The sequence below is a fragment of the Enterobacter asburiae genome (assembly GCF_008080435.1).
Classification (GTDB): domain Bacteria; phylum Pseudomonadota; class Gammaproteobacteria; order Enterobacterales; family Enterobacteriaceae; genus Enterobacter; species Enterobacter asburiae_C.
Genome location: NZ_VRKN01000001.1, coordinates 520,984 through 543,320, shown reverse-complemented (window position 1 = coordinate 543,320; position 22,337 = coordinate 520,984). Strand labels below are relative to the sequence as shown.

Below are 22,337 nucleotides of genomic sequence, written 5' to 3'. Positions count from 1 at the left end.
CACCTGTGTTACACCTGCGGGAAAATCAGCTCCAGTGCCTGAATTGAATCTTCCCAGTCGGCACGTTCAAAAATGCCTTGTTGCAAAAATGCCTCCAGCTGCGGCCACAGGCTAATCGCTTTGTCGAGCATCGGGTCGCTGCCTTTGGCATACGCCCCGACGCTGACCAGATCGCGGTTGCGCTGGAAGCTGGAGAGGAGTTGTTTGAAGTTACGCACGCGGGCGTAGTGCTTCTCGGTTATCAGCGCCGTCATTGCGCGGCTGATAGAGGCTTCAATATCAATGGCCGGATAGTGCCCGGCTTCGGCCAGACGACGCGACAGCACAATATGACCGTCAAGGATCGCGCGCGCGGAGTCGGCAATCGGGTCCTGCTGGTCATCGCCTTCCGTCAGCACCGTATAGAACGCGGTGATGGAGCCGCCGCCGCTGATGCCGTTCCCGGCACGTTCAACCAGGGCAGGGAGTTTGGCAAAGACCGAAGGCGGGTAGCCTTTGGTCGCCGGCGGCTCACCGATGGCCAGCGCGATTTCACGCTGTGCCATCGCGTAGCGGGTCAGGGAATCCATGATCAGCAGCACGTGTTTGCCGCGGTCCCGGAAATCTTCGGCGATACGGGTGGCATACGCTGCACCCTGCATACGCAGTAGCGGCGACACATCCGCCGGCGCGGCGATGACCACCGAGCGGGCACGGCCTTCCGCACCCAGAATGTTTTCAATAAAGTCTTTTACTTCACGACCACGTTCGCCAATCAGCCCCACGACGATCACATCGGCCTGGGTATAGCGCGCCATCATGCCGAGCAGGACGGATTTGCCCACGCCTGACCCGGCGAACAGGCCCATACGTTGTCCACGTCCTACGGTCAGCAGGGCGTTAATCGGGCGCACGCCGGTGTCCAGCACATGCTCGATAGGGGTACGCTGCAGGGGGTTGAACGGTTGGGTGATCAGCGCGCCGGTTTCGGTGGTGTCCGGGGAGGGCAGCCCGTCGAGCGGTTTACCGCTGCCGTCCAGTACGCGGCCCAGCAGGGCAGGGCCAAGCGGCAGCTGTTTCCCACTTTGCAGCCCATCGCCGGAAATGTTTTTGGCATACACGCGCGCGCCGGGCAGAATGCCTTCCACCTCTTCAAGCGGCATCAGGAACAGGCGCTGGCCGTTAAACCCGACCACTTCGCTTTCAACTTCACGCGTTTCCAGACCATCCTGACGCTCAATGACGCAGGTCGCGCCCAGGGGCAGCTGCAGGCCGGTGGCTTCGAGAACCAGACCGGTGGCGCGCGTCAGTCGGCCATAACGACGAACAGATGGCAGTTGCGCCATCTTCGTCTCAAAGTTGTCGAGCGTGGTGAGCCAGCGGGTGAGGCGCGCAGTCATCAGACGACTCCCGGTGCCGCCAGGCGACACAGTTCCTGCCAGCGGGTGGCGACGCTGGCATCCAGGTCACCTTCATCGGCAGAGACTTTGCAGCCGCCGTGATGTAACGACGGGTCGCCGCGCAGACGCCAGCCGTGCAGGTTTAGCGTCGCGCCCAGGCTTTCTTCAACGCGCTGCAGATCGTCCGGATGGACGCGCAGCTGAGGCTTCCCGCTGAACAGCGGCTCCTGCTGAAGCAGACCCTGAATTTGTTTGATCAGCGCAGTGTTATCAACCACGGGCGTCTGGCCGATAACCTGACGCGCGGCTTCCAGCGCCATCTGCATCAGTCGCGAAGCAATCACGCTGTCCAGCGCGTCCAGCGTGTGCTGAAACTCGCTGACCAGCTGCTGCATGCGGGCATGGATCGGCGCCTGCTGCTGGCGCGCCTGATCGATCCCGTGCTCTAACCCTTTAGCCAGACCTTCCTGATACCCAAGGTCGTGGCCTTTCTGCCGGCCTTCGTTCAGACCGGCATTATAGCCCTGCTCGTGCGCCTGCATTTGCAGCTGAGCCAGCATCTGTGCCTGCTGCTCCTCTTCGCTCAGCTCGGGCTGCTCGACGTCCGGGTCAAGCTCCTCGGTTGCGATGACGGCCGGCGTGAACTCAGAGAGGGGAGGCGCCAGATCGTCCGGTGTCCAGCGCTTCCACGGCAGCTCATTAGACATAGGTGTCGTCTCCGCTGCCAATCACCATCTCGCCGGTTTCCGCCAGACGACGAACAATAAGCAGAATGGCTTTCTGTTCGTTTTCCACCTGAGACAGACGAACCGGACCGCGGTTGGCAAGGTCGTCGCGCAGGATATCGGCCGCACGCTGAGACATGTTGCGCAGGAACTTCTCGCGCAGCGGCTGCTCGGCACCTTTGAGGGCGATAAGCAGCGACTCGGAATCCACTTCCTGGAGCAGGCGCTGGATGCTGCGGTCGTCCACTTCGACGAGGTTTTCGAACAGGAACATCTCGTCGATGATTTTCTGTGCCAGTTCGCCGTCGAATTCGCGAACCGCCGTAATGACGGCCTCTTCCTGCTGCGTTTTCATCAGGTTGATGATTTCCGCTGCCGTTCTCACGCCGCCCATTTTGCTGCGCTTGAGGTTCTGACCGTCGAGCAGGTTGTTCAGCACTTCGGTCAGTTCCGCCAGCGCGGCCGGCTGGACGCCGCCGAAGGTGGCGATACGCAGCATCACATCGTGGCGCAGGCGTTCTTCGAACAGCGCCAGAATGTCGGCCGCCTGGCCACGTTTGAGGTGGACAAGGATGGTGGCGATAATCTGCGGGTGCTCGTCGCGAATAAGGTCGGCGGCACTCTGCGGTTCCATAAAGTTGAGCGTTTCGATACCGCTGGCGGTATCGCGCGTTTCCAGAATGTCTTCCAGCAGGCTGGCAGCCCGCTCTTCGCCCAGCGCCTTGACCAGCACGGAACGCAGGTAGTCGTTGGCGTTGATGTTCAGCGCGGCAAACTGTTCGGCTTCCTGTTCAAATTCCGACAGCACGTCGGTCAGCTGTTTATTGGAGATTTGACGCACGTTGGCCATCGCCGCACTGAGAATTTGCACTTCTCGCTGGGAGAGGTGTTTGAACACCTCTGCCGCGCGATCTTCGCCAATGGTCATCAACAGGATGACGCTTTTATCGGTGCCTGTAAGCGTATTACTCATGTTCGTTACCCATCCACTGGCGGATGACCAGCGCCACGACGCGCGGATCGTTATCTGACATTTCGCGAATGCGCTGGCTCATCACCTCAGCGCCCATGCGCTGGTTAGCACGGCGTTGCTGCATCTGTTCATCTTTGCTGAGGCGGACTTCAACCGCTTCTTCCGTTTCCTGACGCGTAGACATCTGTTCGCGAACCGCTTTTTCAGCTTCAGCACGACGCTGGAGCTGCGGACGAACGCCCTTACGCCACAGCAGCCACGCGACAATCAGCACCAGCAGCCAGCGTCCTGCAGACATCAGCTGATCGATAAACGCCTGCTGTTGCCAGAACGGCAGTTCACCGCCGGTCTCTTCAACCGAGTTGAACGGTGAGTTCACCACGTTGAGGGTATCGCCGCGCTTCTCGGAGTAACCCATCGCTTCACGGGTCAGGTTTTCAATCTGCTTCATCTGCTCGGCAGTGAGCGGCAACGGTTTACCGTCCGCCAGCGTTTTGTAGTTCACCACCACCGCAACAGAAAGACGCTGGATATCGCCCACGTTCAGTTTAGTGTGGCGAATCGTCCGATCCACTTCGTAGTTCGTGGTTTCGTTACGACTGCTGGTACGCGGACCGGCATTATTGGTCGTTGAGGTGGTCTGCTGACCGTTCTGCTGATTGGCCGGAGGCGTAGAAATCGGTGCCGCGTTAGCCGGGGCAGGTTGGTTAGACAGCGCGCCCGGCACGCCCCCTGGGTATGCACCGCCGACCTGCTCGTTCGAATTGATCTGGCGTGAACGCATGACCGCCTGAGCCGCATCGCCGTTCGGGCTGTATTGTTCTTCAGTTTGTTCTTTATTAGCGAAGTCGATCTGCGCGGTAACCTGCGCGTGCACGTTGCTGTTACCCACGACCGGACCGAGGATGGCTTCAATACGGCGCTGGAGGCGGTTTTCGACATCGGAGGCATACTTCAGCTGCGCATCATTCAGATCGCGACCGGCGGTATTGGATTGCGTCAGCAGGTGACCGCTTTGGTCAACCAGCGTCACGTTACCCGGCGGCAGACCGGCGACGGCGCTGGAGACAAGATGCGTCACCGCGCTGATTTGCCCTTCGTCCAGCGCGCGGCCAGGTTGGAGGTTCACGGTAACGGAAGCCGAAGGTGATTTCTGTTCACGGACAAATAAAGAAGGTTTAGGCATCGCCAGGTGCACGCGGGCACTCTTTACCGGGCCTAATGTTTCAATGGTGCGGGCCAGTTCACCTTCCAGCGCACGCTGATAGTTCACCTGCTCGCTGAACTGGCTGATACCGAATTTTTCCTGATCCAGCAGCTCAAAGCCAACCGCGCCGCCCTTCGGCAGCCCCTGCTGAGCCAGACGCAGACGCAGTTCGTGCACTTTATCTGCCGGTACCTCAAGCGCACCGCCATTATCGGCAAAGCGATAAGGGATGTTCATCTGGGTAAGCTGGGTGACGATGGCGCCGCCATCCTGATCGGAAAGGTTACTGTAGAGCGTCCGGTAATCAGGGCTTTTCGCCCACAGGACCATCGCTACAAGGATCGCAATTGCGGCAGCGCCTGCCACGATCAACGGGATTTTAGGATTCGCGCGAAGGCGGTTCATCCACTCGAGTGATTTATTCTGCGGCGCTGTCGATGCTGTTGCACTCATTGCGCACCTCTTAAATCCTGGTGGTTTACGTTATTCGTGTAGAGAAACAAAACTGACTCCCGGGTCGGCAAACACGACAAAAGTTCCATATTGATGGCCCTGCCATTATTTGATGATTCGTGATTTTCTATGCGTCAAATAACCTGGTTTTTTCACGCTATTTACCGCCATTATCTTATTGACAAGCTGTTAGTCTTGACCGCGTAAAAAACCATTCAGGGGAGAGTCATGGCTATACAGGGCATTGAAGGGGTAATCAGTCAGTTGCAGGCAACGGCGATGACGGCCCGTAATCAGAATGTGGCAGATCAGCAGCCGAGCATCAGCTTTGCAGGGCAACTGCATGCCGCTCTTGACCGTATCAGTGATACCCAGACCGCAGCCCGCACTCAGGCAGAAAAGTTCACCCTCGGTGAGCCGGGTGTGGCGCTGAATGATGTGATGACCGATTTGCAAAAAGCCTCGGTTTCCCTGCAGATGGGGATCCAGGTGCGTAACAAGCTGGTGTCGGCGTATCAGGAAGTGATGGGGATGCAGGTTTAAGACCTGTCGATCTTCGCTGGCAGCCGCAGCGCTTTAATGCCACAATATTTTTTTCTTCGAATGCAGGAAAGATGATGAAAAAAATAGCAATTGCTGGCGCGCTGCTGGCACTGACCGGGTGCGTTCAGGTCGATAACTATAACGACGTGATCAAGCATCCTGTCCCGGCGAATCTGGCGGGATACTGGCAGTCGAAAGGGCCGCAGAGCAAAATGGTAAGCCCGAAGGCGATTGCCACGCTGGTGGTGACGGAGGAGGGCGACACGCTGGACTGCCGTCAGTGGCTGCGCGTGATTGCCGTGCCGGGTAAAATCATGCTGCGTTCAGACAGTTATTACAACGTGACGCGTAAGCTGGATATCTATCCGCTGGAGCGCGATGGATCCGTGCTTGAGTACGACGGGCTGGAGCTGCAGAAGGTCGACCGCCCAACGGTTGAGTGTGCGGATTACCTGAGCAAGAATCCGCTGGAGAGTAAGCTTCCGTAAGCGTTTGTTGCCGGGTGGCGCTGACGCTTACCCGGCCTACGGGACGGCGCTTTTGTAGGCCGGGTAAGGCGCAGCCGCCACCCGGCATTGTTTCTACAACGCATCCTCTATTACCCAAATGCTGACGCTCCCCCCATTACAGGTAAACGTCCCCTCGCCATCCGCCGCCGTGGTGATGGTTTCTTCGCGATTGCCGAGAAAATCCCGCCACGTTTTGTTGCCGTAGTTTTCCCCAAGACAAATCACTTTCTCACCGTCGTCCCCGTTCGACAGCACCACCACGCAGCCGGGATCGTCCTCCGTGCCGCTGCGGCTGAAGGCGATGCAGTTAGGATGGTCGAAAAACAGCGTCTGCACGCCGTGGGCAAAACGTTGGCGCGCGAGGATCAGCTCGTGAAGCTGCTCAATGACCGGCATATCAATATGGTACGTTTCGCCGTCTCCCCCCGTATCGTCATAGCTGGCGCCGAAGAGATCCGGATAAAAGACGCTCGGCACGCCATTTTCCCGCAGCAGTATCAGCGCGTAGGCCAGCGGCTTGAACCAGGCTTCGACCGGCGCTTCGAGCGCCTGCAGAGGTTGGGTGTCATGGTTAGCAACGAGGGTGACCGCATGAAACGGATCGGCTTCCACCAGGGTATCGGTGAAGATTTGGCTCATGTCGTAATCCCGGCCCTGACGTGACGCCTCGTGGAATTTCATCTGCAGGGGGGCATCAAACAGCATGGTTTTGCCTTCGACCTGGTCAATATAGGCCTGAAGTTTATCCACCTCATGGGACCAGTATTCCGCCACGATAAACAGCGGCTGGTCGGCGACTTCCTGTACGTGTTCGATCCACTCTTTGTAAAACCAGGCGGGAATATGCTTGACGGCGTCCAGACGAAACCCGTCGCAGCGCGTCTGTTCCATAACCCAGCGAGCCCAGTATTTGATCTCCTCGGTCACGGCGTGATTGCGAAAGTCGATATTTTCGCCCATCAGATAATCGAAGTTACCCATCTCATCATCAACCTGATCGTTCCAGCCTTCGCCGGTGTAGTCGTTGACGATTTTAAAGATGCCGTCTTCATCGGGGTTTTCAATATGGTCGACGCCGCTGAAGCATTTGTAATCCCAGATGAACTGCGAATACTGCCCGGACCGGACAGGGAAGGTGTAGCGAGTCCAGGCTTCGCACTCAATGACCTCGTCATCGATTTGCGTGCGGTCCTGTTCGTTCACGCGCTGAACGCGGACAGTTTCCTTCTCATCGGCGCCCATTTTGTGGTTGACCACCACGTCCAGCAGCACGGCTATATCGTTGCTTTTGAGAGCATCAATGGCTTCCAGTAGCTGCGCTTTGTCGCCGTATTTCGTGGCGATACTGCCTTTCTGGTCAAACTCGCCGAGATCGAACAGGTCATAGGAGTCATAGCCAACAGAATACCCGCCGGATGCACCTTTATAGGCGGGCGGCAGCCAGATCATGTTGATGCCGATTTCGTTAAGATTGGGAGCTAACGCCGTGACCTCTCGCCACAATTCACCGCCAGCAGGGTAATACCAGTGAAAACATTGTAACAGGGTGGGGTTTTTCATCATCCTTGCTCCAGAAGCCATTGACAGACTTCTGGAGTATGGATGAAGAAATCATAGTTGTGTGTCGCGGGTAAAACTTTCTGGATAAAGAATATTCCCTGACAGCTTTCCATAGGTAGACGTGATGGATTGCTGTTTACCGGTTTGATCAATCAGATTGCGCAGTTCGTCCATGCGGACCTTCAGCAGTGCCTTTAGCGCATTCTCATTTTCAAGGATCATTTCCAGCAGCGCACGCGCTTGCTCAACCTGAGCCGGAGGGCATGACATGATGGGCGTTTGAGAAATCCTTTCCACCAGTTGTACGTAATGCATTTCCTGCTCGATAAGCGCATCCCATTGACCAGAATGTGCGAGATTTAGCATAGCAATGCTCTGAGCATGTAACGCCTGCCAGTGGCTAAGCGCTGCGCTGGGATTATTCATCAAAATTATCCTGAAATAGAGGACGCATTGGGGCCGATTTGCTTCCACGCATCCGCAATGTTGTTTAATAAACCCTCGACTTCAACAATTGCGTCTACGTCGTTACTGACATTCGCCAGTAACAAACGTCGAACCATATATTCGTACAAGGAGGCAAGATTACCGGACAATTCGCTCTCAACCTCCATGTTCAGTCCTGCTTTCAAACCGTTGTCGATGATGTTGATGGCTTTGGATAAGGCTTCGCCTTTCTCACGAATTTGTCCGGCTTCCATGAACAAACGCGCGCGAACAAGGGCGCTATGCGCCCCGTCGAACAACATGACAATCAGCTGGTGTGGACTGGCATTCATGACTGCGCTTTCTACTCCTATCTGCTGATAGGATTGAACACCAGAGGTCTTATACATATCCACTCCTGAAGGCTACGACTACTTTTGTGAGAACTGTTGGGTCAGGTAGTTGGCTGTACTGGTCATTTTGGTGACTAATACGTCCAGACTGGTGAACTGGGTTTTGTAACGCGCCATGGTGGCTTCAATTTGGGCATCCATGGCATCGTATCGTTCGCCCAGGGTTTTCAGCGTTTTGTTGATCCCGTCTTTCGCGTTCTGGATCACACCGGCGTTACCGGTACTGGTGCTGAGCATGTTGGTCAGCGTGTTGTTCATCTGGGTCGCCAGACCGGTGGTTTTCCCGTCACCAACAAAATACTGCTGTACGGCGCCAGGGTTGTCAGTCAGCGCTTTTTTCAGTTTATCGGTATCGACTTTCAGGTTACCGACGGTACCGTCCGCGCCTTTTGCCGGGTCCTGGGTAATCCCCAGTTGGGCCATGATCTGAACGGCGCCGGTTTGAGCTTCGGTCAGCAGGCCGCGCAGCTGAGACTGGACCCCGCGCACGTTAGCATCACCGACCAGTGCGCCGTTGCTGGTGGACTGGCCGCCAGCGCCTGCATCGACCGGAACATACTTCGTCAGGCTGTTAATGGTGGACTGCAGCGAGTTGTACGCTGTGACCCAGTCCGTGATCGCCTTCTGGTTCGCATCCGTTGCGCGTGAAACCTCAAGGGTTTCGTCGGCTTTGCTTTCGGCCTTCACCGAGAAGGTGACTCCAGGCAGCGCATCGGTAATGGTATTCGATTGACGCTCAATCGAGATGTTGTTCACTACCACAATGGCGTTCTGCGCGTCGGTGTTCACCGTCAGCGCGCCCGTTTTGGTGCTTGAATCGTAGCCAATGGCGCTTTGCAGCTTGGCATCACCGGTGACGCTTACCGTCATCGCACCATCCGTACCGGTGGTTTTCGATGACAGCATCAGGCGGTAATCACCGTCTTTCGCTTTAATCACGCTGGCGGTGACGTTGCCGTTCGCTTTATTAATGGCGCTCGCGATCCCGGCCAGCGACGTATCGCCATCTGCCAGGGTAACCTCTAAAGGTGTCTTCGTACCCGGCTGGGTAATGGTGATTTTACGCGTTGTACCTGTCGTATCGCCCAGCAGATCCGTGTTGTTTGCATAGGAACCCGTTGTCAGTGCCTGTGCCTTTGCAACCTGATTGACATTGACAACAAAGGAACCCACGGACGCGTCAGCCGTTGTTGTGGCAGTAAAGGCCGTGTTGGTGCTGCTAACGGACGTTGAGTTCCAGGTGGTTGCTTTGCCCAGTGCAGCGGTGGCAGTCTGCAGCGATGTCATGGCGCTCTGCAGCTTGCCGTAAGCACTTAACTGTGCGTTATACGTTGATTGCTGGGAAGTAATCGTCGTCAGCTTGGTTTTCTCTGCCGCTTCCAACTGATTATATAAATCCCCGAGTCCTGCAGAACCTATCCCGAGGTTACTGATAGTAGCCATGCATATTTTCCTTAAAATACGAAAGTAGTTCAGGACTCTTATCGGCCTCTCAACGTAAAAGTTTACGATGGTGAGAAAAAAATAATCCAAAGAATAGAAGCGTCCTGGCGGGGTAAATGAAAGGATTGCACTTTAGTGACATTTTCAGTGCATTGAAAACAGGAATAAGTGTGTGCCTTTTTTGACAACTCTTTGTGCGTTAAAAAAGCGTAAATAATAAACCTTCGGCGGACCTTAATAGATTTATTAAAAATAAAAGTATTAATAATCATTGAGTTATAATTTTTTCAAAATTGATTCTAAAGTCTTTTGGGGACCCGTCGATAACCTTGTTGACGGTGAGAGACGCTGTGAGTGTTAGGCACCGGACCTAAAACCCAATTTTTGAAGGAAAGAAAATTATGGCAGTTATCAATACTAACCTGATGTCCCTGACTACTCAGAACAACCTGAACAAATCTCAGTCTTCTCTGGGTACTGCTATTGAGCGTCTGTCTTCAGGTCTGCGTATTAACAGCGCGAAAGACGATGCCGCTGGCCAGGCGATTGCAAACCGCATGACCTCCCAGATCAAAGGCATGACTCAGGCAGCACGTAACGCCAACGACGGCATCTCCATGGCGCAGACCGCTGAAGGCTCCCTGAACGAAATCAACAACAACTTGCAGCGCGTTCGTGAACTGGCTGTTCAGGCAAGCACTGGTACTAACAGCACTTCTGACCTGGCCTCTCTGCAGGATGAAGTTACCGCTCGTCTGGCTGAAATCGACCGTGTTGCGGGCAAAACTGACTTCAACGGCATCAAACTGCTGGACGGCACTGCAGGTACTGCTGGTGTGGTTAAAATTCAGGTTGGCGTAAACGACGGCGACACCATCAACCTGGACCTGAGCGGCGCTAAAGCTGACTCTACTACTCTGGGCGTGAACGCAATCGACCTGAAAGCAATGACTGCTACCGACCTGAGCACCATCGACAAAGCTATCGCTACCGTTGATAAAGCACGTTCTGGTCTGGGTGCGGTGCAGAACCGTTTCAGTTCTGCAATCAACAACCTGAACAACACCTCTAACAACCTGTCTGCTGCTCAGTCCCGTATCCAGGACGCTGACTACGCAACTGAAGTTTCCAACATGTCCCGCGCGCAGATCCTGCAGCAGGCTGGTACTTCTGTTCTGTCTCAGGCAAACCAGGTTCCACAGACCGTTCTGTCTCTGCTGCGTTAATTTTACGCGTGAAACCCCGCTTCGGCGGGGTTTTTTTATCTCTGCTATTTGAGAATCCGCCTGTGAAACAAATCAGTGTCACTCAACCAAAGCTGGTCGCAGATTTTTCATGTGTCGGTGGGGAATGCCGTGAACATTGTTGTCAGGGCTGGACCATCGCGTTTGATAAATCCTCCGTTAATCGCTATCTGAACAGTAAAAATGCCGCCATTCGTCACACGGCGAAAACGGCGATAAAAGTCACCAAAAAACAGTATGGCAACTGGGGCGAAGTGATTTTCCATACGGAAAGTAAAAACTGCCCGTTTATGGATACGGAAAAACTCTGTTCAATTCATAGCGCCATGGGCGCCCAGGCCTTAAGCCCAACCTGTTCGTCGTTTCCACGGACAAACCGGGTCTATAAAAATGAAATCGAAAAATCGCTGAACCTCTCGTGTCCGGAAGTGACCCGACTTATGTTGAACGATCGGGAGTCTATGTCGATGATGGAATCCATCAGCGTTCAGCAGGACGTCAATAATGCGCCGATGATTGATTTGAAGGCAAAAGTCATCAATCTCTTCTGCCAGAACATTTTCAGCGTTGAGACGGTCTGCGTTGAAGAACAGGTTTACGCCGTGGTGAAATTCCTCATGGTGGCTGAAAAGCTCGATAATCTCGAAGAGAATATCGGCACGCTCGAAACGGTCTATTTCTCACTGGTTAATGAACTGGTGAGCGGTAAAATCAAAACGGAATTAGGCGGATTTAATCAGAACTACAGCCTGAAATTCGGGTTAATTTCGCTCATTCAGAGCTACTTTACGAAGAAAGCGACAGCCCGCGGCGGTGCGGTATTAAACCGTTATTTTACCCAGCTTTATCAACAATTTGAGTCTGCTGGCGACACCGTGCCGGCAGAGAAGGTCATGGAGAACATCGAGTCCGTCTGGCGCGATGTGGCGGGTAGTTACCTGGCGACCAATGACCATTTATTTAAGAACTTTTTTAAATACAAACTCTGGGAGCAGGGCTTCCCGCAGAACAATGGCCGCAGCATGTTGAATAATCTTTATTTAATCGTTGCGGAGTTCTATTTCCTTAAAACGTTACTTGCCGGTCAGGCACTCGTGGCGGGAAAAATTGAACAAGATAATATCGTTGATGTTATTTACAGCTTCCACTCCCTTAGCCAGCATAATCAGGAAGCGGGAAAGCTCTTTCATCAACATATAGATAGCGTCAAACTGGGCGACGATCTTTCATTGTTACAACTGTTAATTTAGGCAGAAAAGTTGCCCCTGTTGTGGGCAACCTCAGAATAACCTCACTTTATCCCCCTTTTTCATCCAATTGAACGCCCTGCAGAATCGGATAATCATGCCGATAACTCAACTAACGCAGGGCTGTTTATCGTGAATTCACTCTATACCGCTGAAGGTGTAATGGATAAACACTCGCTGTGGCAGCGTTATGTCCCGCTGGTGCGTCACGAAGCATTGCGCCTCCAGGTGCGCTTGCCGGCGAGCGTGGAACTCGACGATCTGCTACAGGCGGGCGGTATCGGGTTATTGAATGCAGTTGACCGATACGACGCTCTGCAAGGAACGGCATTTACGACTTACGCAGTTCAGCGTATTCGTGGTGCGATGCTGGACGAGCTGCGCAGCCGCGACTGGGTGCCGCGCAGTGTTCGCCGTAACGCGCGCGAAGTGGCGCATGCGATGGGGCAGCTGGAACAGGAACTGGGACGTAACGCATCGGAAACTGAAGTGGCGGAACGTCTTGGCATTGCTGTTGAAGAGTATCGTCAGATGTTGCTCGATACCAATAATAGCCAACTCTTCTCTTATGACGAGTGGCGCGAAGAGCATGGCGATAGCATCGAGCTGGTGACGGATGAGCACCAGCAGGAAAACCCGTTACACCATTTAATGGAAGGGAATTTACGCCATCGCGTCATGGAGGCTATTGAGGCTCTGCCTGAACGCGAACAGCTGGTGTTGACCCTTTATTACCAGGAAGAGCTTAACCTCAAAGAGATTGGCGCTGTTCTGGAGGTGGGAGAGTCACGGGTGAGCCAGCTGCACAGCCAGGCCATTAAACGCTTACGAACCAAGCTGGGTAAGTTATAGGTGATTGATTCACCTGAAAAATGCCGCACAACGTATTGACAACCAGGAGTTATCATGACGGTGCAGCAATCTAAAAGACGGCCTTTAAGCCGCTACCTGAAAGACTTTAAACACAGCCAGACGCATTGCGCCCACTGTAACAAGTTACTCGATCGTATCACGCTGGTTCGCCGGGGCGAAATCGTCAATAAGATTGCGATTTCGCGTCTCGACACGTTGATGGACGAAGCAGCATGGCTCGAAGAGCAAAAAGAGTGGGTGGCGCTTTGCCGTTTCTGTGGGGATCTCCACTGCAAAGAGCAAAGCGACTTCTTCGACATTATCGGCTTCAAGCAATTCCTGTTTGAACAAACGGAGATGAGCCACGGCACCGTTCGCGAATATGTGGTTCGCCTGCGTCGCCTTGGGCAACATCTGACCGTAAACAATATTTCTCGCGATCTGCTGAAAACCGGTTATCTGGATGAAAATCTGGAGCCGTGGCTGCCTGCGACCAGCACCAACAACTACCGGATTGCGCTGCGCAAGTATGCACAATACAAGGTACAAATGCCGGGTGCCATAAAGCAGAAAGCCCACGCAGGAACAACTTCTGATATATATTAAAAAAGAATAAGATGTAGCGCAGTCGCCTTTGACGTTGCAGGCGATTTCTCTACACTACGTAAAAATTCCACTATATCGGGGTATTTATGAAATTTGCACTTCTGGGTCGTCAGGCGCTGATGGGTGTTATGGCCGTTGCGCTGGTTGCGGGCATGAGCGTGAAAACGTTCGCCGCAGAAAACCTGCTGAATAAAGTAAAAGAGCGCGGTACGCTGCTGGTCGGGCTGGAAGGAACCTATCCTCCGTTCAGCTTCCAGGGCGATGACGGTAAGCTGACCGGTTTTGAAGTGGAGTTTGCTGAAGAGCTGGCGAAGCACCTCGGCGTTAAAGCGTCACTGAAACCGACCAAATGGGACGGTATGCTGGCGTCGCTGGATTCCAAACGTATTGATGTGGTGATTAATCAGGTGACCATTTCTGACGAGCGTAAGAAGAAATATGACTTCTCTACGCCGTACACCGTGTCCGGTATTCAGGCGCTGGTGAAGAAAGGCAACGAAGGCTCCATTAAAACGGCCGCGGACCTGAAAGGTAAAAAAGTCGGTGTTGGTCTGGGCACCAACTACGAAGAGTGGCTGCGCCAGAACGTGCAGGGCGTGGATATCCGCACCTATGATGATGACCCGACGAAATACCAGGATCTGCGCGTGGGCCGTATCGACGCCATTCTGGTTGACCGCCTGGCAGCGCTGGATCTGGTGAAGAAAACCAACAATACCCTGGCGGTAGCGGGTGATGCGTTCTCTCGTCAGGAATCAGGCGTGGCCGTTCGTAAAGGTAACGAAGACCTGGTCAAAGCGATTGATTCCGCGATTGCTGACATGCAAAAAGACGGAAGCCTGAAAGCGCTCTCCGAGAAGTGGTTCGGTGCAGACGTCACGAAATAAGTTTCTGACGTAAAAAAAGGCGCTTTTAAAAGCGCCTTTTTTATTTCTTTCGCGTCTGCGTGCATAATGAAAAATATCACATTTTGTCAGAGTTACCGGAGAACCCATGTCACTACAGAATTTAACGCGCTTTCCCCGCCTGGAGTTTATCGGCGCGCCGACGCCGCTGGAGTACCTGCCACGATTTTCTGATTATTTAGGGCGCGATATTTTTATTAAGCGTGACGACGTGACGCCGATGGCGATGGGGGGCAATAAGCTGCGCAAGCTGGAGTTTCTGGCGGCTGACGCACTGCGCGAAGGCGCGGATACGCTCATTACTGCCGGGGCTATCCAGTCCAACCACGTTCGTCAAACGGCGGCAGTGGCGGCAAAACTCGGGCTCCATTGCGTGGCATTGCTGGAAAATCCGATTGGCACGCGGGCAGAAAACTATCTGACCAACGGTAACCGCCTGCTGCTGGACCTGTTTAATGTGCAGGTCGAAATGGTGGATGCGTTGACCGACCCGACGGCCCAGCTTGATGAACTGGCGACGCGTCTGGAAGCGCAGGGTTTCCGCCCCTACGTTATCCCCGTCGGCGGTTCGAATGCGCTGGGCGCGCTGGGGTATGTGGAAAGTGCGCTGGAAATCGCGCAGCAGTGCGAGGGGGCGGTGAGCCTCTCCTCCGTGGTTGTCGCGTCCGGCAGTGCGGGCACGCATGCCGGGCTGGCGGTGGGGCTGGAACAACTGCTGCCGGATGTCGAGCTGATTGGCGTGACGGTGTCCCGCAGCGTCGCGGATCAGAAGCCGAAAGTGGTCACTTTACAGCAGGCGGTAGCCGCGCAGCTGGAGCTGAAGGCAAAGGCCGATATTCTGCTCTGGGATGACTATTTTGCGCCGGGTTACGGTACGCCTAACGAAGAGGGCATGGAAGCGGTGAAACTGCTGGCGCGCCTTGAGGGGATACTGCTCGATCCGGTGTATACCGGCAAAGCGATGGCCGGACTGATTGATGGCATTGCGCAGAAACGCTTTAAGGATGAAGGGCCGATTTTATTTGTCCATACCGGCGGGGCGCCTGCGCTGTTTGCCTACCATCCTCATGTCTAAAAATCAGGTCGAAAAATAATAATGCAAGAAAGTATTCAACTGGTTATTGATTCTCTGCCGTATCTGCTGAAAGGTGCGGTATTTACGTTACAGCTCAGTATCGGCGGGATGTTCTTCGGGCTGGTGCTGGGATTTGTACTGGCATTAATGCGCATGTCACCCATCCTGCCGGTACGTTGGCTGGCGCGTTTTTATATCTCCGTGTTTCGCGGTACGCCGCTTATCGCCCAGCTCTTTATGATCTACTACGGCTTACCGCAGTTTGGTATCGAGCTCGATCCGATCCCCGCAGCGATGATTGGTCTGTCGCTCAATACCGCGGCGTACACCTCAGAAACCCTGCGAGCAGCCATCTCCTCCATTGACAAAGGGCAGTGGGAGGCGGCGGCCAGTATCGGGATGACGCCATGGCAGACGCTGCGCCGGGCCATTCTGCCGCAGGCGGCGCGCGTGGCGCTTCCACCGCTGAGCAACAGCTTCATCAGTCTGGTTAAAGATACTTCCCTGGCGGCAACGATTCAGGTACCGGAGCTGTTCCGTCAGGCACAGCTCATTACTTCGCGCACCCTTGAAGTCTTTACCATGTATCTGGCCGCCTCGCTGATTTACTGGGTGATGGCGACGGTGCTGTCTGCCCTGCAAAACTACTTCGAAAACCAGCTTAACCGCCAGGAGCGTGATCCAAAATGAGTGCTATCGACGTCAAAAACCTGGTGAAAAAATTCCACGGTCAAACGGTGCTCCACGGGATCGATCTTGAAGTTGAGCAGGGTGAAGTGGTGGCGATTATCGGACCGAGCGGGTCGGGAAAGACGACGCTGTTGCGCAGTATTAACCTGCTTGAACAGCCGGAAGGCGGCACCATTCGGGTAGGGGAGATAACGATTGATACCGGAAAATCCATCAGCCAGCAGAAAGGGTTGATTCGCCGCCTGCGCCAGCACGTCGGCTTCGTGTTCCAGAACTTCAATCTCTTCCCGCACCGTACGGTGCTGGAGAACATTATTGAAGGGCCGGTCATTGTAAAAGGTGAATCGAAAGAGGACGCGACGGCGCGCGCGCGCGAACTGCTCGCCAAAGTCGGGCTGGCGGGGAAAGAGACCAGCTATCCACGCCGTCTGTCGGGAGGGCAACAGCAGCGCGTGGCGATAGCACGTGCGCTGGCTATGCGCCCTGACGTGATCCTTTTTGATGAACCGACCTCTGCGCTCGATCCGGAACTGGTGGGTGAGGTGCTGAACACCATTCGCCAGCTGGCAAAGGAAAAACGGACGATGGTGATCGTGACGCATGAAATGAGCTTTGCACGCGATGTTGCTGACAGAGCCATCTTCATGGATCAGGGGCGGATTGTGGAGCAGGGGCCGGCGAAAAGCCTGTTCGCTAACCCTCAACAGCCGCGAACCCGTCAGTTCCTTGAAAAATTCCTTATGCAGTAGCATTTTTGCACTAATTTGCTCCAGAAATTTAGCCTGGAGCAAATTATTCTCCCCCTGTGCGCCGTCCTTTGTTTTTTTATTCCATCCAGATCGGATAAACCTTATCAATAGTAAAGTTAATTGTGCTATTGCCGATATTTTGTAGTTAGAAAAAAGTTTTATGTGTTAGGTTATATTCACCATAATAATGATTATCTTTTCAGAGGCTTCATTTAGTAAGTATGAAGGATTCAGATTTTTTCACCTGGCGACGGGATTGCTCCCACCGGTTTCAGGAATTGACCTGTGCCGACGAGGTATATCAGGAACTACAGCGACAAACTCAGACGCTTGAATTTGATTATTATTCGCTCTGCGTGCGTCATCCCGTGCCATTTACCCGGCCTAAGATCTCTGTGCATACCACTTACCCAAAGCAGTGGATGGCGCAATATCAGTCCGCGAACTATTTCGCTATTGATCCCGTCTTAAAACCGGAGAATTTCATTCAGGGGCATTTACCCTGGACCGACGCATTATTCGCTGATGCGCAGGAATTATGGCATAGCGCGCAGGACCACGGTTTACGCGCGGGAATAACGCAGTGTCTGATGCTGCCTAATCACGCGCTTGGCTTCCTGTCAGTTTCCTGTACTAGTGTACTGGAAGGGCCGTTTACCCGTGAGGAAATAGAACTGCGGCTGCAGATGCTGGTGCAAATGGCCTTAACTTCTCTGATACGTTTTGAAGATGAGATGGTCATGCCACCCGAAATGAAATTCAGCAAACGCGAACGCGAAATTCTGAAATGGACTGCGGAAGGGAAGACGTCTGCGGAAATAGCGATCATTCTCTCCATCTCCGAGAATACCGTGAACTTCCATCAGAAAAATATGCAGAAGAAATTCAACGCGCCCAACAAAACCCAGATCGCGTGCTACGCGGCGGCAACGGGACTGATCTGACTGGATAATACGTTCTGCGTGACAGACGAGCGAACGGCTGAATGCACTGCATCCAGCCGTTTTTTGTTACTGGCGGTAGGCTTGTTTGATTTGCTTAACGGTGTTAGCAAATACTGAAGATTCAGCCTGGTCTTCCATCTCCGCGATTTGTTTTTCCATTTTAATGATCACACGACCGGCATCCGCCTGGCCCATCGCCTGTAGCATCAACGTTAGCAGCGCTTTCAGGCAGTTTACTTCCTGTGCCAGTTCCTGGTTATTCTCAGCAGTGGCAAATTCAGGTGTGCTCATTTATTTTCCTCATTATTAAACGGCGCTAAAGCGCGACGACGAAAGTCAAGGCGGCGGAGTATACCACAAGCTGAAGCAAAAAATGCAGCGGTTGTTTTTCGTACTTTTACGCGAATGTTTAATTGCGTAAACAGAACGCACCGGTAAACTGAACTGCTTAAAGGCTATTAATTGTCTATGCCTGGTTCGCTTGCCGTTAATTATTGTTACAAAAATTTGAGATCTGTTTTTTTGCAGGGAAAGCCAGCAGGTTTTTTGTAACTTTTTGAATACAGATGCTTAAAAAAAGCTGCAAAAGCCCTGAATGCATGGGCTCTCTTTCCACGGACTGTACAGCCTAATTTCCAAAAACGAGAGCAAAATCGAATAGCCAGTTTTTTAACGTTTTAATCTTGTGAGGAAAACCGTTAATATAAACCAAATTATCACTCAGTAGCGTTATCCCTATTCTGGAGACATTTCCTTTGATCAACGTCCTTCTTGTTGATGACCACGAACTGGTGCGCGCAGGGATACGACGCATTCTAGAAGATATTAAAGGTATTAAAGTTGCCGGTGAGGCGTGCTGTGGCGAAGATGCGGTAAAATGGTGCCGCACAAACTCGGCCGATGTGGTGCTGATGGATATGAACATGCCCGGTATCGGTGGTCTTGAAGCCACACGCAAAATCGCGCGTACCTTTGTTGATACAAAAGTCATCATGCTGACCGTGCATACCGAAAACCCACTGCCCGCGAAAGTGATGCAGGCGGGCGCAGCGGGCTACCTGAGTAAAGGTGCTGCGCCGCAGGAAGTCGTCAATGCAATCCGTTCCGTGTTTGCCGGACAGCGTTATATTGCGTCCGACATTGCTCAGCAGATGGCGCTGAGTCAGATCGAGCCCGAGAAAACCGAATCACCGTTTGCGAGTTTGTCTGAGCGTGAATTGCAGATTATGCTGATGATCACCAAAGGTCAGAAGGTGAATGAGATCTCGGAACAGCTGAATCTCAGCCCGAAAACGGTGAACAGCTATCGTTACCGGATGTTCAGTAAACTGAACATTCATGGTGACGTCGAACTGACGCATCTGGCCATCCGGCATGGTTTGTGTAATGCGGAGACGTTGTTAAGTCAGTGAGTGATGTGTTCGATTCAAAAGCATTTCTGAAAACCGTAACCAGCCAGCCTGGCGTCTATCGCATGTATGACGCTGGCGGTACGGTTATCTATGTGGGGAAGGCAAAAGATCTTAAAAAACGTCTCTCCAGCTATTTTCGCAGCAACCTGGCCTCCCGTAAGACCGAAGCGCTGGTCTCACTCATTCAGAATATTGATGTCACCGTCACGCACACCGAGACAGAAGCGCTGCTGCTTGAGCACAACTATATTAAGCTCTACCAGCCGCGCTATAACGTCCTGTTGCGTGATGATAAATCCTACCCGTTTATTTTTCTGAGCGGCGACACCCATCCGCGCCTCGCCATGCACCGCGGTGCGAAACACGCCAAGGGTGAATATTTCGGGCCGTTCCCTAACGGCTATGCCGTGCGTGAAACGCTGGCGCTGCTGCAAAAAATCTTCCCGATCCGCCAGTGTGAGAACAGCGTTTACCGTAACCGCTCGCGCCCGTGCCTGCAGTACCAGATTGGACGCTGCCTGGGCCCCTGCGTGGCCGGACTGGTGAGTGAAGAAGAGTATGCGCAGCAGGTCGAGTATGTGCGCCTGTTCTTAGCCGGAAAAGACGATCAGGTCTTAACGCAGCTGATCGCGCGGATGGAAAAAGCCAGCGCCGCACTCGAGTTCGAAGAGGCCGCGCGGATCCGCGACCAAATCCAGGCGGTGCGCAGAGTCACTGAGAAACAGTTTGTCTCGAACACCGGTGACGATCTCGACGTCATCGGTGTGGCCTTTGACGCCGGGATGGCCTGCGTGCACGTGCTGTTTATTCGCCAGGGCAAAGTGCTCGGCAGCCGCAGCTATTTCCCGAAAGTGCCCGGCGGTACCGAGCTGGGTGAAGTGGTGGAAACCTTTGTCGGTCAGTTCTATCTGCAGGGGAGCCAGATGCGAACGCTGCCTTCTGAGATCCTGCTCGATTTTAATCTTGACGATAAAACCCTGCTGGCCGATTCACTCTCTGAACTGGCGGGTCGTCGGGTCAATGTACAAACCAAACCGCGCGGCGATCGTGCGCGTTATCTGAAGCTGGCGCGAACCAACGCGGCGACGGCACTCACCACTAAGCTGTCGCAGCAGTCGACGGTGAACCAGCGTTTAACGGCCCTGGCGACGCTGCTGAAGCTGCCGGAAGTGAAACGGATGGAGTGTTTCGACATCAGTCATACGATGGGGGAACAGACGGTGGCATCCTGCGTGGTGTTTGATGCGAATGGCCCACTGCGCGCCGAGTATCGCCGCTATAACATCACCGGGATCACGCCGGGTGATGACTATGCGGCCATGAATCAGGTGCTGCGTCGTCGCTATGGCAAAGCCATAGAAGAGAGCAAAATCCCGGATGTGATCCTGATTGACGGTGGGAAAGGGCAGCTCGGCCAGGCGAAAGCGGTATTTGAATCGCTTGATGTCAGCTGGGATAAAAACCATCCGCTGCTGCTTGGCGTCGCAAAAGGGGCCGATCGTAAGGCCGGTCTGGAGACATTGTTCTTCGAGCCGGAAGGTGAGGGCTTTAGCCTGCCGCCGGACTCTCCGGCGCTGCACGTCATCCAGCATATTCGCGATGAATCGCACGATCATGCCATCAGCGGTCACCGCAAAAAACGGGCGAAGGTGAAAAATACCAGTAGCCTGGAAACGATTGAAGGTGTGGGACCAAAACGTCGCCAGATGCTGCTGAAATATATGGGCGGATTGCAAGGATTACTCAACGCCAGCATGGAGGAAATTGCAAAAGTGCCGGGTATTTCGCAAGGGCTGGCAGAAAAGATCTACTACTCGTTGAAACATTGAGGGCTCTGTAGCAACATAGAGCTAAATTTTACTGACAACAAACAGTTACCGTCACTATGCAATTTAATATCCCTACGTTGCTCACTCTCTTTCGTGTTGTACTCATCCCGTTCTTTGTACTGGCGTTTTACCTGCCGGTCGTCTGGGCACCTTTCGCCTGCGCATTGCTCTTTCTGATCGCGGCGGTCACCGACTGGTTTGATGGCTATCTGGCCCGCCGCTGGAATCAAAGCACCCGTTTCGGTGCCTTCCTCGATCCGGTGGCAGACAAAGTGATGGTCGCTATCGCCATGGTGCTGGTGGCCGAGCACTATCATACCTGGTGGGTAACGCTGCCCGCGGCTACCATGATCGGCCGTGAGATCATCATCTCTGCACTGCGCGAGTGGATGGCGGAGCTGGGGAAACGCAGCAGCGTGGCGGTTTCGTGGATTGGTAAAGTGAAAACGACCGCGCAGATGGCAGCGCTGGTCTGGATGCTCTGGCGTCCGAACGCCTGGGTTGAATGGGCGGGAATTGGTCTGCTGTGGGTAGCGGCAGTGCTGACGCTGTGGTCCATGCTGCAATATTTGAACGCTGCGCGTGGGGATCTGCTTGATCAGTGATCGTTTCGCCGTAATTTTCAGCAAACGATCCGGGGATGCAAAAAATAACGTTGACTCATAACGTCATATCAGTAGAATGCAACGCATCGAACGGCGGCACAGCAAGCCGGACGATAATGAAATCAAGTAGTTAGATGTTTACTTGATGACATGCGGGAATAGCTCAGTTGGTAGAGCACGACCTTGCCAAGGTCGGGGTCGCGAGTTCGAGTCTCGTTTCCCGCTCCAGATTAAAGGCATGCGCAGCAGCGGGTGTCAGTTTGAAAAGTTTTACGGCGCGTTAGCAAAGCGGTTATGTAGCGGATTGCAAATCCGTCTAGTCCGGTTCGACTCCGGAACGCGCCTCCACTTTCTTCCCTGGCCGGATGGTGGAATCGGTAGACACAAGGGATTTAAAATCCCTCGGCGTTCGCGCTGTGTGGGTTCAAGTCCCACTCCGGCTACCATGGGAAACAAAGAATAATCAAAGCAATAAGCAGTGTCGTGAAACCACCGAAAGGTGGTTTTTTTGTGCCTGCAAACTATCTTTCCGATCTCAACCTCCTTAC

Annotated in this window: 23 protein-coding genes, 3 tRNA genes and 1 pseudogene; 17 read left to right on the top strand and 10 right to left on the bottom strand. The window is 53.6% G+C overall.

Going from position 1 to position 22,337, the window contains the following annotated elements:
* Nucleotides 1–8 precede the first annotated feature (8 nt).
* Genes fliI through fliF form a run of 4 tightly spaced genes read right to left on the bottom strand, consistent with a single transcriptional unit; the run spans nucleotide 9 to nucleotide 4,737 of the window.
* The gene (gene fliI / locus FU672_RS02570) at nucleotides 9–1,379 is read right to left on the bottom strand and encodes a flagellar protein export ATPase FliI (protein WP_023336182.1); all 1,371 of its coding nucleotides are present in this window, start codon (nucleotides 1,377–1,379) and stop codon (nucleotides 9–11) included.
* On the bottom strand, nucleotides 1,379–2,086 hold the full coding sequence (gene fliH, locus FU672_RS02565; RefSeq protein ID WP_148242014.1) for a flagellar assembly protein FliH: 708 nt from the start codon (nucleotides 2,084–2,086) through the stop codon (nucleotides 1,379–1,381). Before fliH ends, fliI begins: the two co-directional genes overlap by 1 nt.
* On the bottom strand, nucleotides 2,079–3,077 hold the full coding sequence (gene fliG / locus FU672_RS02560) for a flagellar motor switch protein FliG (RefSeq protein WP_148242013.1): 999 nt from the start codon (nucleotides 3,075–3,077) through the stop codon (nucleotides 2,079–2,081). The genes fliH and fliG overlap by 8 nt, the downstream gene beginning before the upstream one ends.
* Nucleotides 3,070–4,737, bottom strand: a complete 1,668-nt coding sequence (fliF, locus tag FU672_RS02555) for a flagellar basal-body MS-ring/collar protein FliF (RefSeq protein WP_148242012.1) — start codon at nucleotides 4,735–4,737, stop codon at nucleotides 3,070–3,072. The genes fliG and fliF overlap by 8 nt, the downstream gene beginning before the upstream one ends.
* 228 nt (nucleotides 4,738–4,965) lie before the next feature.
* Here fliF and fliE point away from each other — a divergent pair, with 228 nt between their 5' ends.
* Nucleotides 4,966–5,280 carry a flagellar hook-basal body complex protein FliE gene (gene fliE, locus FU672_RS02550; protein WP_008500329.1) on the top strand — a complete coding sequence of 105 codons (315 nt, stop codon included), beginning with the start codon at nucleotides 4,966–4,968 and terminating at the stop codon, nucleotides 5,278–5,280.
* Between the two features lie 74 nt (nucleotides 5,281–5,354).
* Entirely contained in the window at nucleotides 5,355–5,768 is a 414-nt protein-coding gene (yedD, locus tag FU672_RS02545) for a lipoprotein YedD (RefSeq protein WP_148242011.1), read from the top strand.
* Nucleotides 5,769–5,861: 93 nt separating this feature from the next.
* On the opposite strand, the gene amyA is transcribed toward yedD, so the two are convergent.
* Genes amyA through fliD form a run of 4 tightly spaced genes read right to left on the bottom strand, consistent with a single transcriptional unit; the run spans nucleotide 5,862 to nucleotide 9,631 of the window.
* Nucleotides 5,862–7,349 carry an alpha-amylase gene (gene amyA, locus FU672_RS02540; RefSeq protein WP_148242125.1) on the bottom strand — a complete coding sequence of 496 codons (1,488 nt, stop codon included), beginning with the start codon at nucleotides 7,347–7,349 and terminating at the stop codon, nucleotides 5,862–5,864.
* Nucleotides 7,350–7,400: 51 nt separating this feature from the next.
* A complete protein-coding gene (gene fliT, locus FU672_RS02535; RefSeq protein WP_008500332.1) occupies nucleotides 7,401–7,775 on the bottom strand; it encodes a flagella biosynthesis regulatory protein FliT in 375 nt (124 codons plus the stop codon).
* A 5-nt stretch (nucleotides 7,776–7,780) separates the two neighbouring features.
* Nucleotides 7,781–8,185 carry a flagellar export chaperone FliS gene (fliS, locus tag FU672_RS02530; RefSeq protein ID WP_023312296.1) on the bottom strand — a complete coding sequence of 135 codons (405 nt, stop codon included), beginning with the start codon at nucleotides 8,183–8,185 and terminating at the stop codon, nucleotides 7,781–7,783.
* Nucleotides 8,186–8,206: 21 nt separating this feature from the next.
* Entirely contained in the window at nucleotides 8,207–9,631 is a 1,425-nt protein-coding gene (gene fliD / locus FU672_RS02525; RefSeq protein ID WP_148242010.1) for a flagellar filament capping protein FliD, read from the bottom strand.
* A 401-nt stretch (nucleotides 9,632–10,032) separates the two neighbouring features.
* On the opposite strand from fliD, the gene FU672_RS02520 reads away from it, so the two are divergent.
* The 9 genes from FU672_RS02520 (at nucleotide 10,033) to sdiA (ending at nucleotide 17,943) form a co-directional block, all read left to right on the top strand.
* Nucleotides 10,033–10,857 (top strand): flagellin N-terminal helical domain-containing protein, encoded by an 825-nt coding sequence (locus FU672_RS02520; RefSeq protein ID WP_148242009.1) that lies wholly within the window; start codon nucleotides 10,033–10,035, stop codon nucleotides 10,855–10,857.
* Between the two features lie 62 nt (nucleotides 10,858–10,919).
* Complete coding sequence (gene fliB, locus FU672_RS02515) at nucleotides 10,920–12,125, top strand: flagellin lysine-N-methylase (protein ID WP_148242008.1); 1,206 nt, start codon at nucleotides 10,920–10,922, stop codon at nucleotides 12,123–12,125.
* A 129-nt stretch (nucleotides 12,126–12,254) separates the two neighbouring features.
* Nucleotides 12,255–12,974, top strand: a complete 720-nt coding sequence (locus FU672_RS02510; protein ID WP_148242007.1) for an RNA polymerase sigma factor FliA — start codon at nucleotides 12,255–12,257, stop codon at nucleotides 12,972–12,974.
* Between the two features lie 54 nt (nucleotides 12,975–13,028).
* Nucleotides 13,029–13,580: a flagella biosynthesis regulatory protein FliZ gene (fliZ, locus tag FU672_RS02505; RefSeq protein WP_008500339.1), complete on the top strand. Its 552-nt coding sequence runs from the start codon at nucleotides 13,029–13,031 to the stop codon at nucleotides 13,578–13,580.
* An 86-nt stretch (nucleotides 13,581–13,666) separates the two neighbouring features.
* Nucleotides 13,667–14,467: a cystine ABC transporter substrate-binding protein gene (tcyJ, locus tag FU672_RS02500; RefSeq protein WP_047652374.1), complete on the top strand. Its 801-nt coding sequence runs from the start codon at nucleotides 13,667–13,669 to the stop codon at nucleotides 14,465–14,467.
* Between the two features lie 106 nt (nucleotides 14,468–14,573).
* Nucleotides 14,574–15,560: a D-cysteine desulfhydrase gene (dcyD, locus tag FU672_RS02495; protein WP_023336162.1), complete on the top strand. Its 987-nt coding sequence runs from the start codon at nucleotides 14,574–14,576 to the stop codon at nucleotides 15,558–15,560.
* A 21-nt stretch (nucleotides 15,561–15,581) separates the two neighbouring features.
* Nucleotides 15,582–16,250 carry a cystine ABC transporter permease gene (gene tcyL, locus FU672_RS02490; RefSeq protein ID WP_014884380.1) on the top strand — a complete coding sequence of 223 codons (669 nt, stop codon included), beginning with the start codon at nucleotides 15,582–15,584 and terminating at the stop codon, nucleotides 16,248–16,250.
* The gene (gene tcyN / locus FU672_RS02485; protein ID WP_148242006.1) at nucleotides 16,247–16,999 is read left to right on the top strand and encodes an L-cystine ABC transporter ATP-binding protein TcyN; all 753 of its coding nucleotides are present in this window, start codon (nucleotides 16,247–16,249) and stop codon (nucleotides 16,997–16,999) included. The genes tcyL and tcyN overlap by 4 nt, the downstream gene beginning before the upstream one ends.
* A 221-nt stretch (nucleotides 17,000–17,220) precedes the next feature.
* Nucleotides 17,221–17,943 (top strand): quorum-sensing transcriptional regulator SdiA, encoded by a 723-nt coding sequence (gene sdiA, locus FU672_RS02480; protein ID WP_148242005.1) that lies wholly within the window; start codon nucleotides 17,221–17,223, stop codon nucleotides 17,941–17,943.
* Between the two features lie 66 nt (nucleotides 17,944–18,009).
* On the opposite strand, the gene FU672_RS02475 is transcribed toward sdiA, so the two are convergent.
* Together FU672_RS02475 and FU672_RS25540 are read right to left on the bottom strand one after the other, a co-directional pair.
* A complete protein-coding gene (locus FU672_RS02475) occupies nucleotides 18,010–18,234 on the bottom strand; it encodes a DUF2594 family protein (protein WP_148242004.1) in 225 nt (74 codons plus the stop codon).
* Between the two features lie 25 nt (nucleotides 18,235–18,259).
* A pseudogene (locus tag FU672_RS25540) lies at nucleotides 18,260–18,328 on the bottom strand (hypothetical protein); the annotation flags it as partial.
* A 370-nt stretch (nucleotides 18,329–18,698) separates the two neighbouring features.
* Between FU672_RS25540 and uvrY the strand changes: the two are divergent.
* The 6 genes from uvrY (at nucleotide 18,699) to FU672_RS02445 (ending at nucleotide 22,235) form a co-directional block, all read left to right on the top strand.
* Nucleotides 18,699–19,355: a UvrY/SirA/GacA family response regulator transcription factor gene (gene uvrY / locus FU672_RS02470; RefSeq protein WP_013096026.1), complete on the top strand. Its 657-nt coding sequence runs from the start codon at nucleotides 18,699–18,701 to the stop codon at nucleotides 19,353–19,355.
* The gene (gene uvrC / locus FU672_RS02465; protein WP_148242003.1) at nucleotides 19,352–21,184 is read left to right on the top strand and encodes an excinuclease ABC subunit UvrC; all 1,833 of its coding nucleotides are present in this window, start codon (nucleotides 19,352–19,354) and stop codon (nucleotides 21,182–21,184) included. The genes uvrY and uvrC overlap by 4 nt, the downstream gene beginning before the upstream one ends.
* Before the next feature lie 56 nt (nucleotides 21,185–21,240).
* Nucleotides 21,241–21,789 carry a CDP-diacylglycerol--glycerol-3-phosphate 3-phosphatidyltransferase gene (gene pgsA, locus FU672_RS02460; protein WP_023312285.1) on the top strand — a complete coding sequence of 183 codons (549 nt, stop codon included), beginning with the start codon at nucleotides 21,241–21,243 and terminating at the stop codon, nucleotides 21,787–21,789.
* Nucleotides 21,790–21,941: 152 nt separating this feature from the next.
* Nucleotides 21,942–22,017 (top strand) — tRNA-Gly (locus FU672_RS02455).
* Nucleotides 22,018–22,063: 46 nt separating this feature from the next.
* Nucleotides 22,064–22,137: transfer RNA gene (locus FU672_RS02450), tRNA-Cys, on the top strand.
* An 11-nt stretch (nucleotides 22,138–22,148) separates the two neighbouring features.
* Nucleotides 22,149–22,235 (top strand) — tRNA-Leu (locus FU672_RS02445).
* The last annotated feature ends 102 nt before the right edge of the window (nucleotides 22,236–22,337 follow it).

Excerpts from the sequence above, each read along its gene's own strand:
- fliI (WP_023336182.1), bottom strand. The coding sequence starts at position 1,379 with ATGACTGCGCGCCTCACCCGCTGGCTCACCACGCTCGACAACTTTGAG.
- fliH (WP_148242014.1), bottom strand. The coding sequence starts at position 2,086 with ATGTCTAATGAGCTGCCGTGGAAGCGCTGGACACCGGACGATCTGGCG.
- fliG (WP_148242013.1), bottom strand. The coding sequence starts at position 3,077 with ATGAGTAATACGCTTACAGGCACCGATAAAAGCGTCATCCTGTTGATG.
- fliF (WP_148242012.1), bottom strand. The coding sequence starts at position 4,737 with ATGAGTGCAACAGCATCGACAGCGCCGCAGAATAAATCACTCGAGTGG.
- fliE (WP_008500329.1), top strand. The coding sequence starts at position 4,966 with ATGGCTATACAGGGCATTGAAGGGGTAATCAGTCAGTTGCAGGCAACG.
- yedD (WP_148242011.1), top strand. The coding sequence starts at position 5,355 with ATGAAAAAAATAGCAATTGCTGGCGCGCTGCTGGCACTGACCGGGTGC.
- amyA (WP_148242125.1), bottom strand. The coding sequence starts at position 7,349 with ATGAAAAACCCCACCCTGTTACAATGTTTTCACTGGTATTACCCTGCT.
- fliT (WP_008500332.1), bottom strand. The coding sequence starts at position 7,775 with ATGAATAATCCCAGCGCAGCGCTTAGCCACTGGCAGGCGTTACATGCT.
- fliS (WP_023312296.1), bottom strand. The coding sequence starts at position 8,185 with ATGTATAAGACCTCTGGTGTTCAATCCTATCAGCAGATAGGAGTAGAA.
- fliD (WP_148242010.1), bottom strand. The coding sequence starts at position 9,631 with ATGGCTACTATCAGTAACCTCGGGATAGGTTCTGCAGGACTCGGGGAT.
- FU672_RS02520 (WP_148242009.1), top strand. The coding sequence starts at position 10,033 with ATGGCAGTTATCAATACTAACCTGATGTCCCTGACTACTCAGAACAAC.
- fliZ (WP_008500339.1), top strand. The coding sequence starts at position 13,029 with ATGACGGTGCAGCAATCTAAAAGACGGCCTTTAAGCCGCTACCTGAAA.
- tcyJ (WP_047652374.1), top strand. The coding sequence starts at position 13,667 with ATGAAATTTGCACTTCTGGGTCGTCAGGCGCTGATGGGTGTTATGGCC.
- dcyD (WP_023336162.1), top strand. The coding sequence starts at position 14,574 with ATGTCACTACAGAATTTAACGCGCTTTCCCCGCCTGGAGTTTATCGGC.
- tcyL (WP_014884380.1), top strand. The coding sequence starts at position 15,582 with ATGCAAGAAAGTATTCAACTGGTTATTGATTCTCTGCCGTATCTGCTG.
- tcyN (WP_148242006.1), top strand. The coding sequence starts at position 16,247 with ATGAGTGCTATCGACGTCAAAAACCTGGTGAAAAAATTCCACGGTCAA.
- sdiA (WP_148242005.1), top strand. The coding sequence starts at position 17,221 with ATGAAGGATTCAGATTTTTTCACCTGGCGACGGGATTGCTCCCACCGG.
- FU672_RS02475 (WP_148242004.1), bottom strand. The coding sequence starts at position 18,234 with ATGAGCACACCTGAATTTGCCACTGCTGAGAATAACCAGGAACTGGCA.
- pgsA (WP_023312285.1), top strand. The coding sequence starts at position 21,241 with ATGCAATTTAATATCCCTACGTTGCTCACTCTCTTTCGTGTTGTACTC.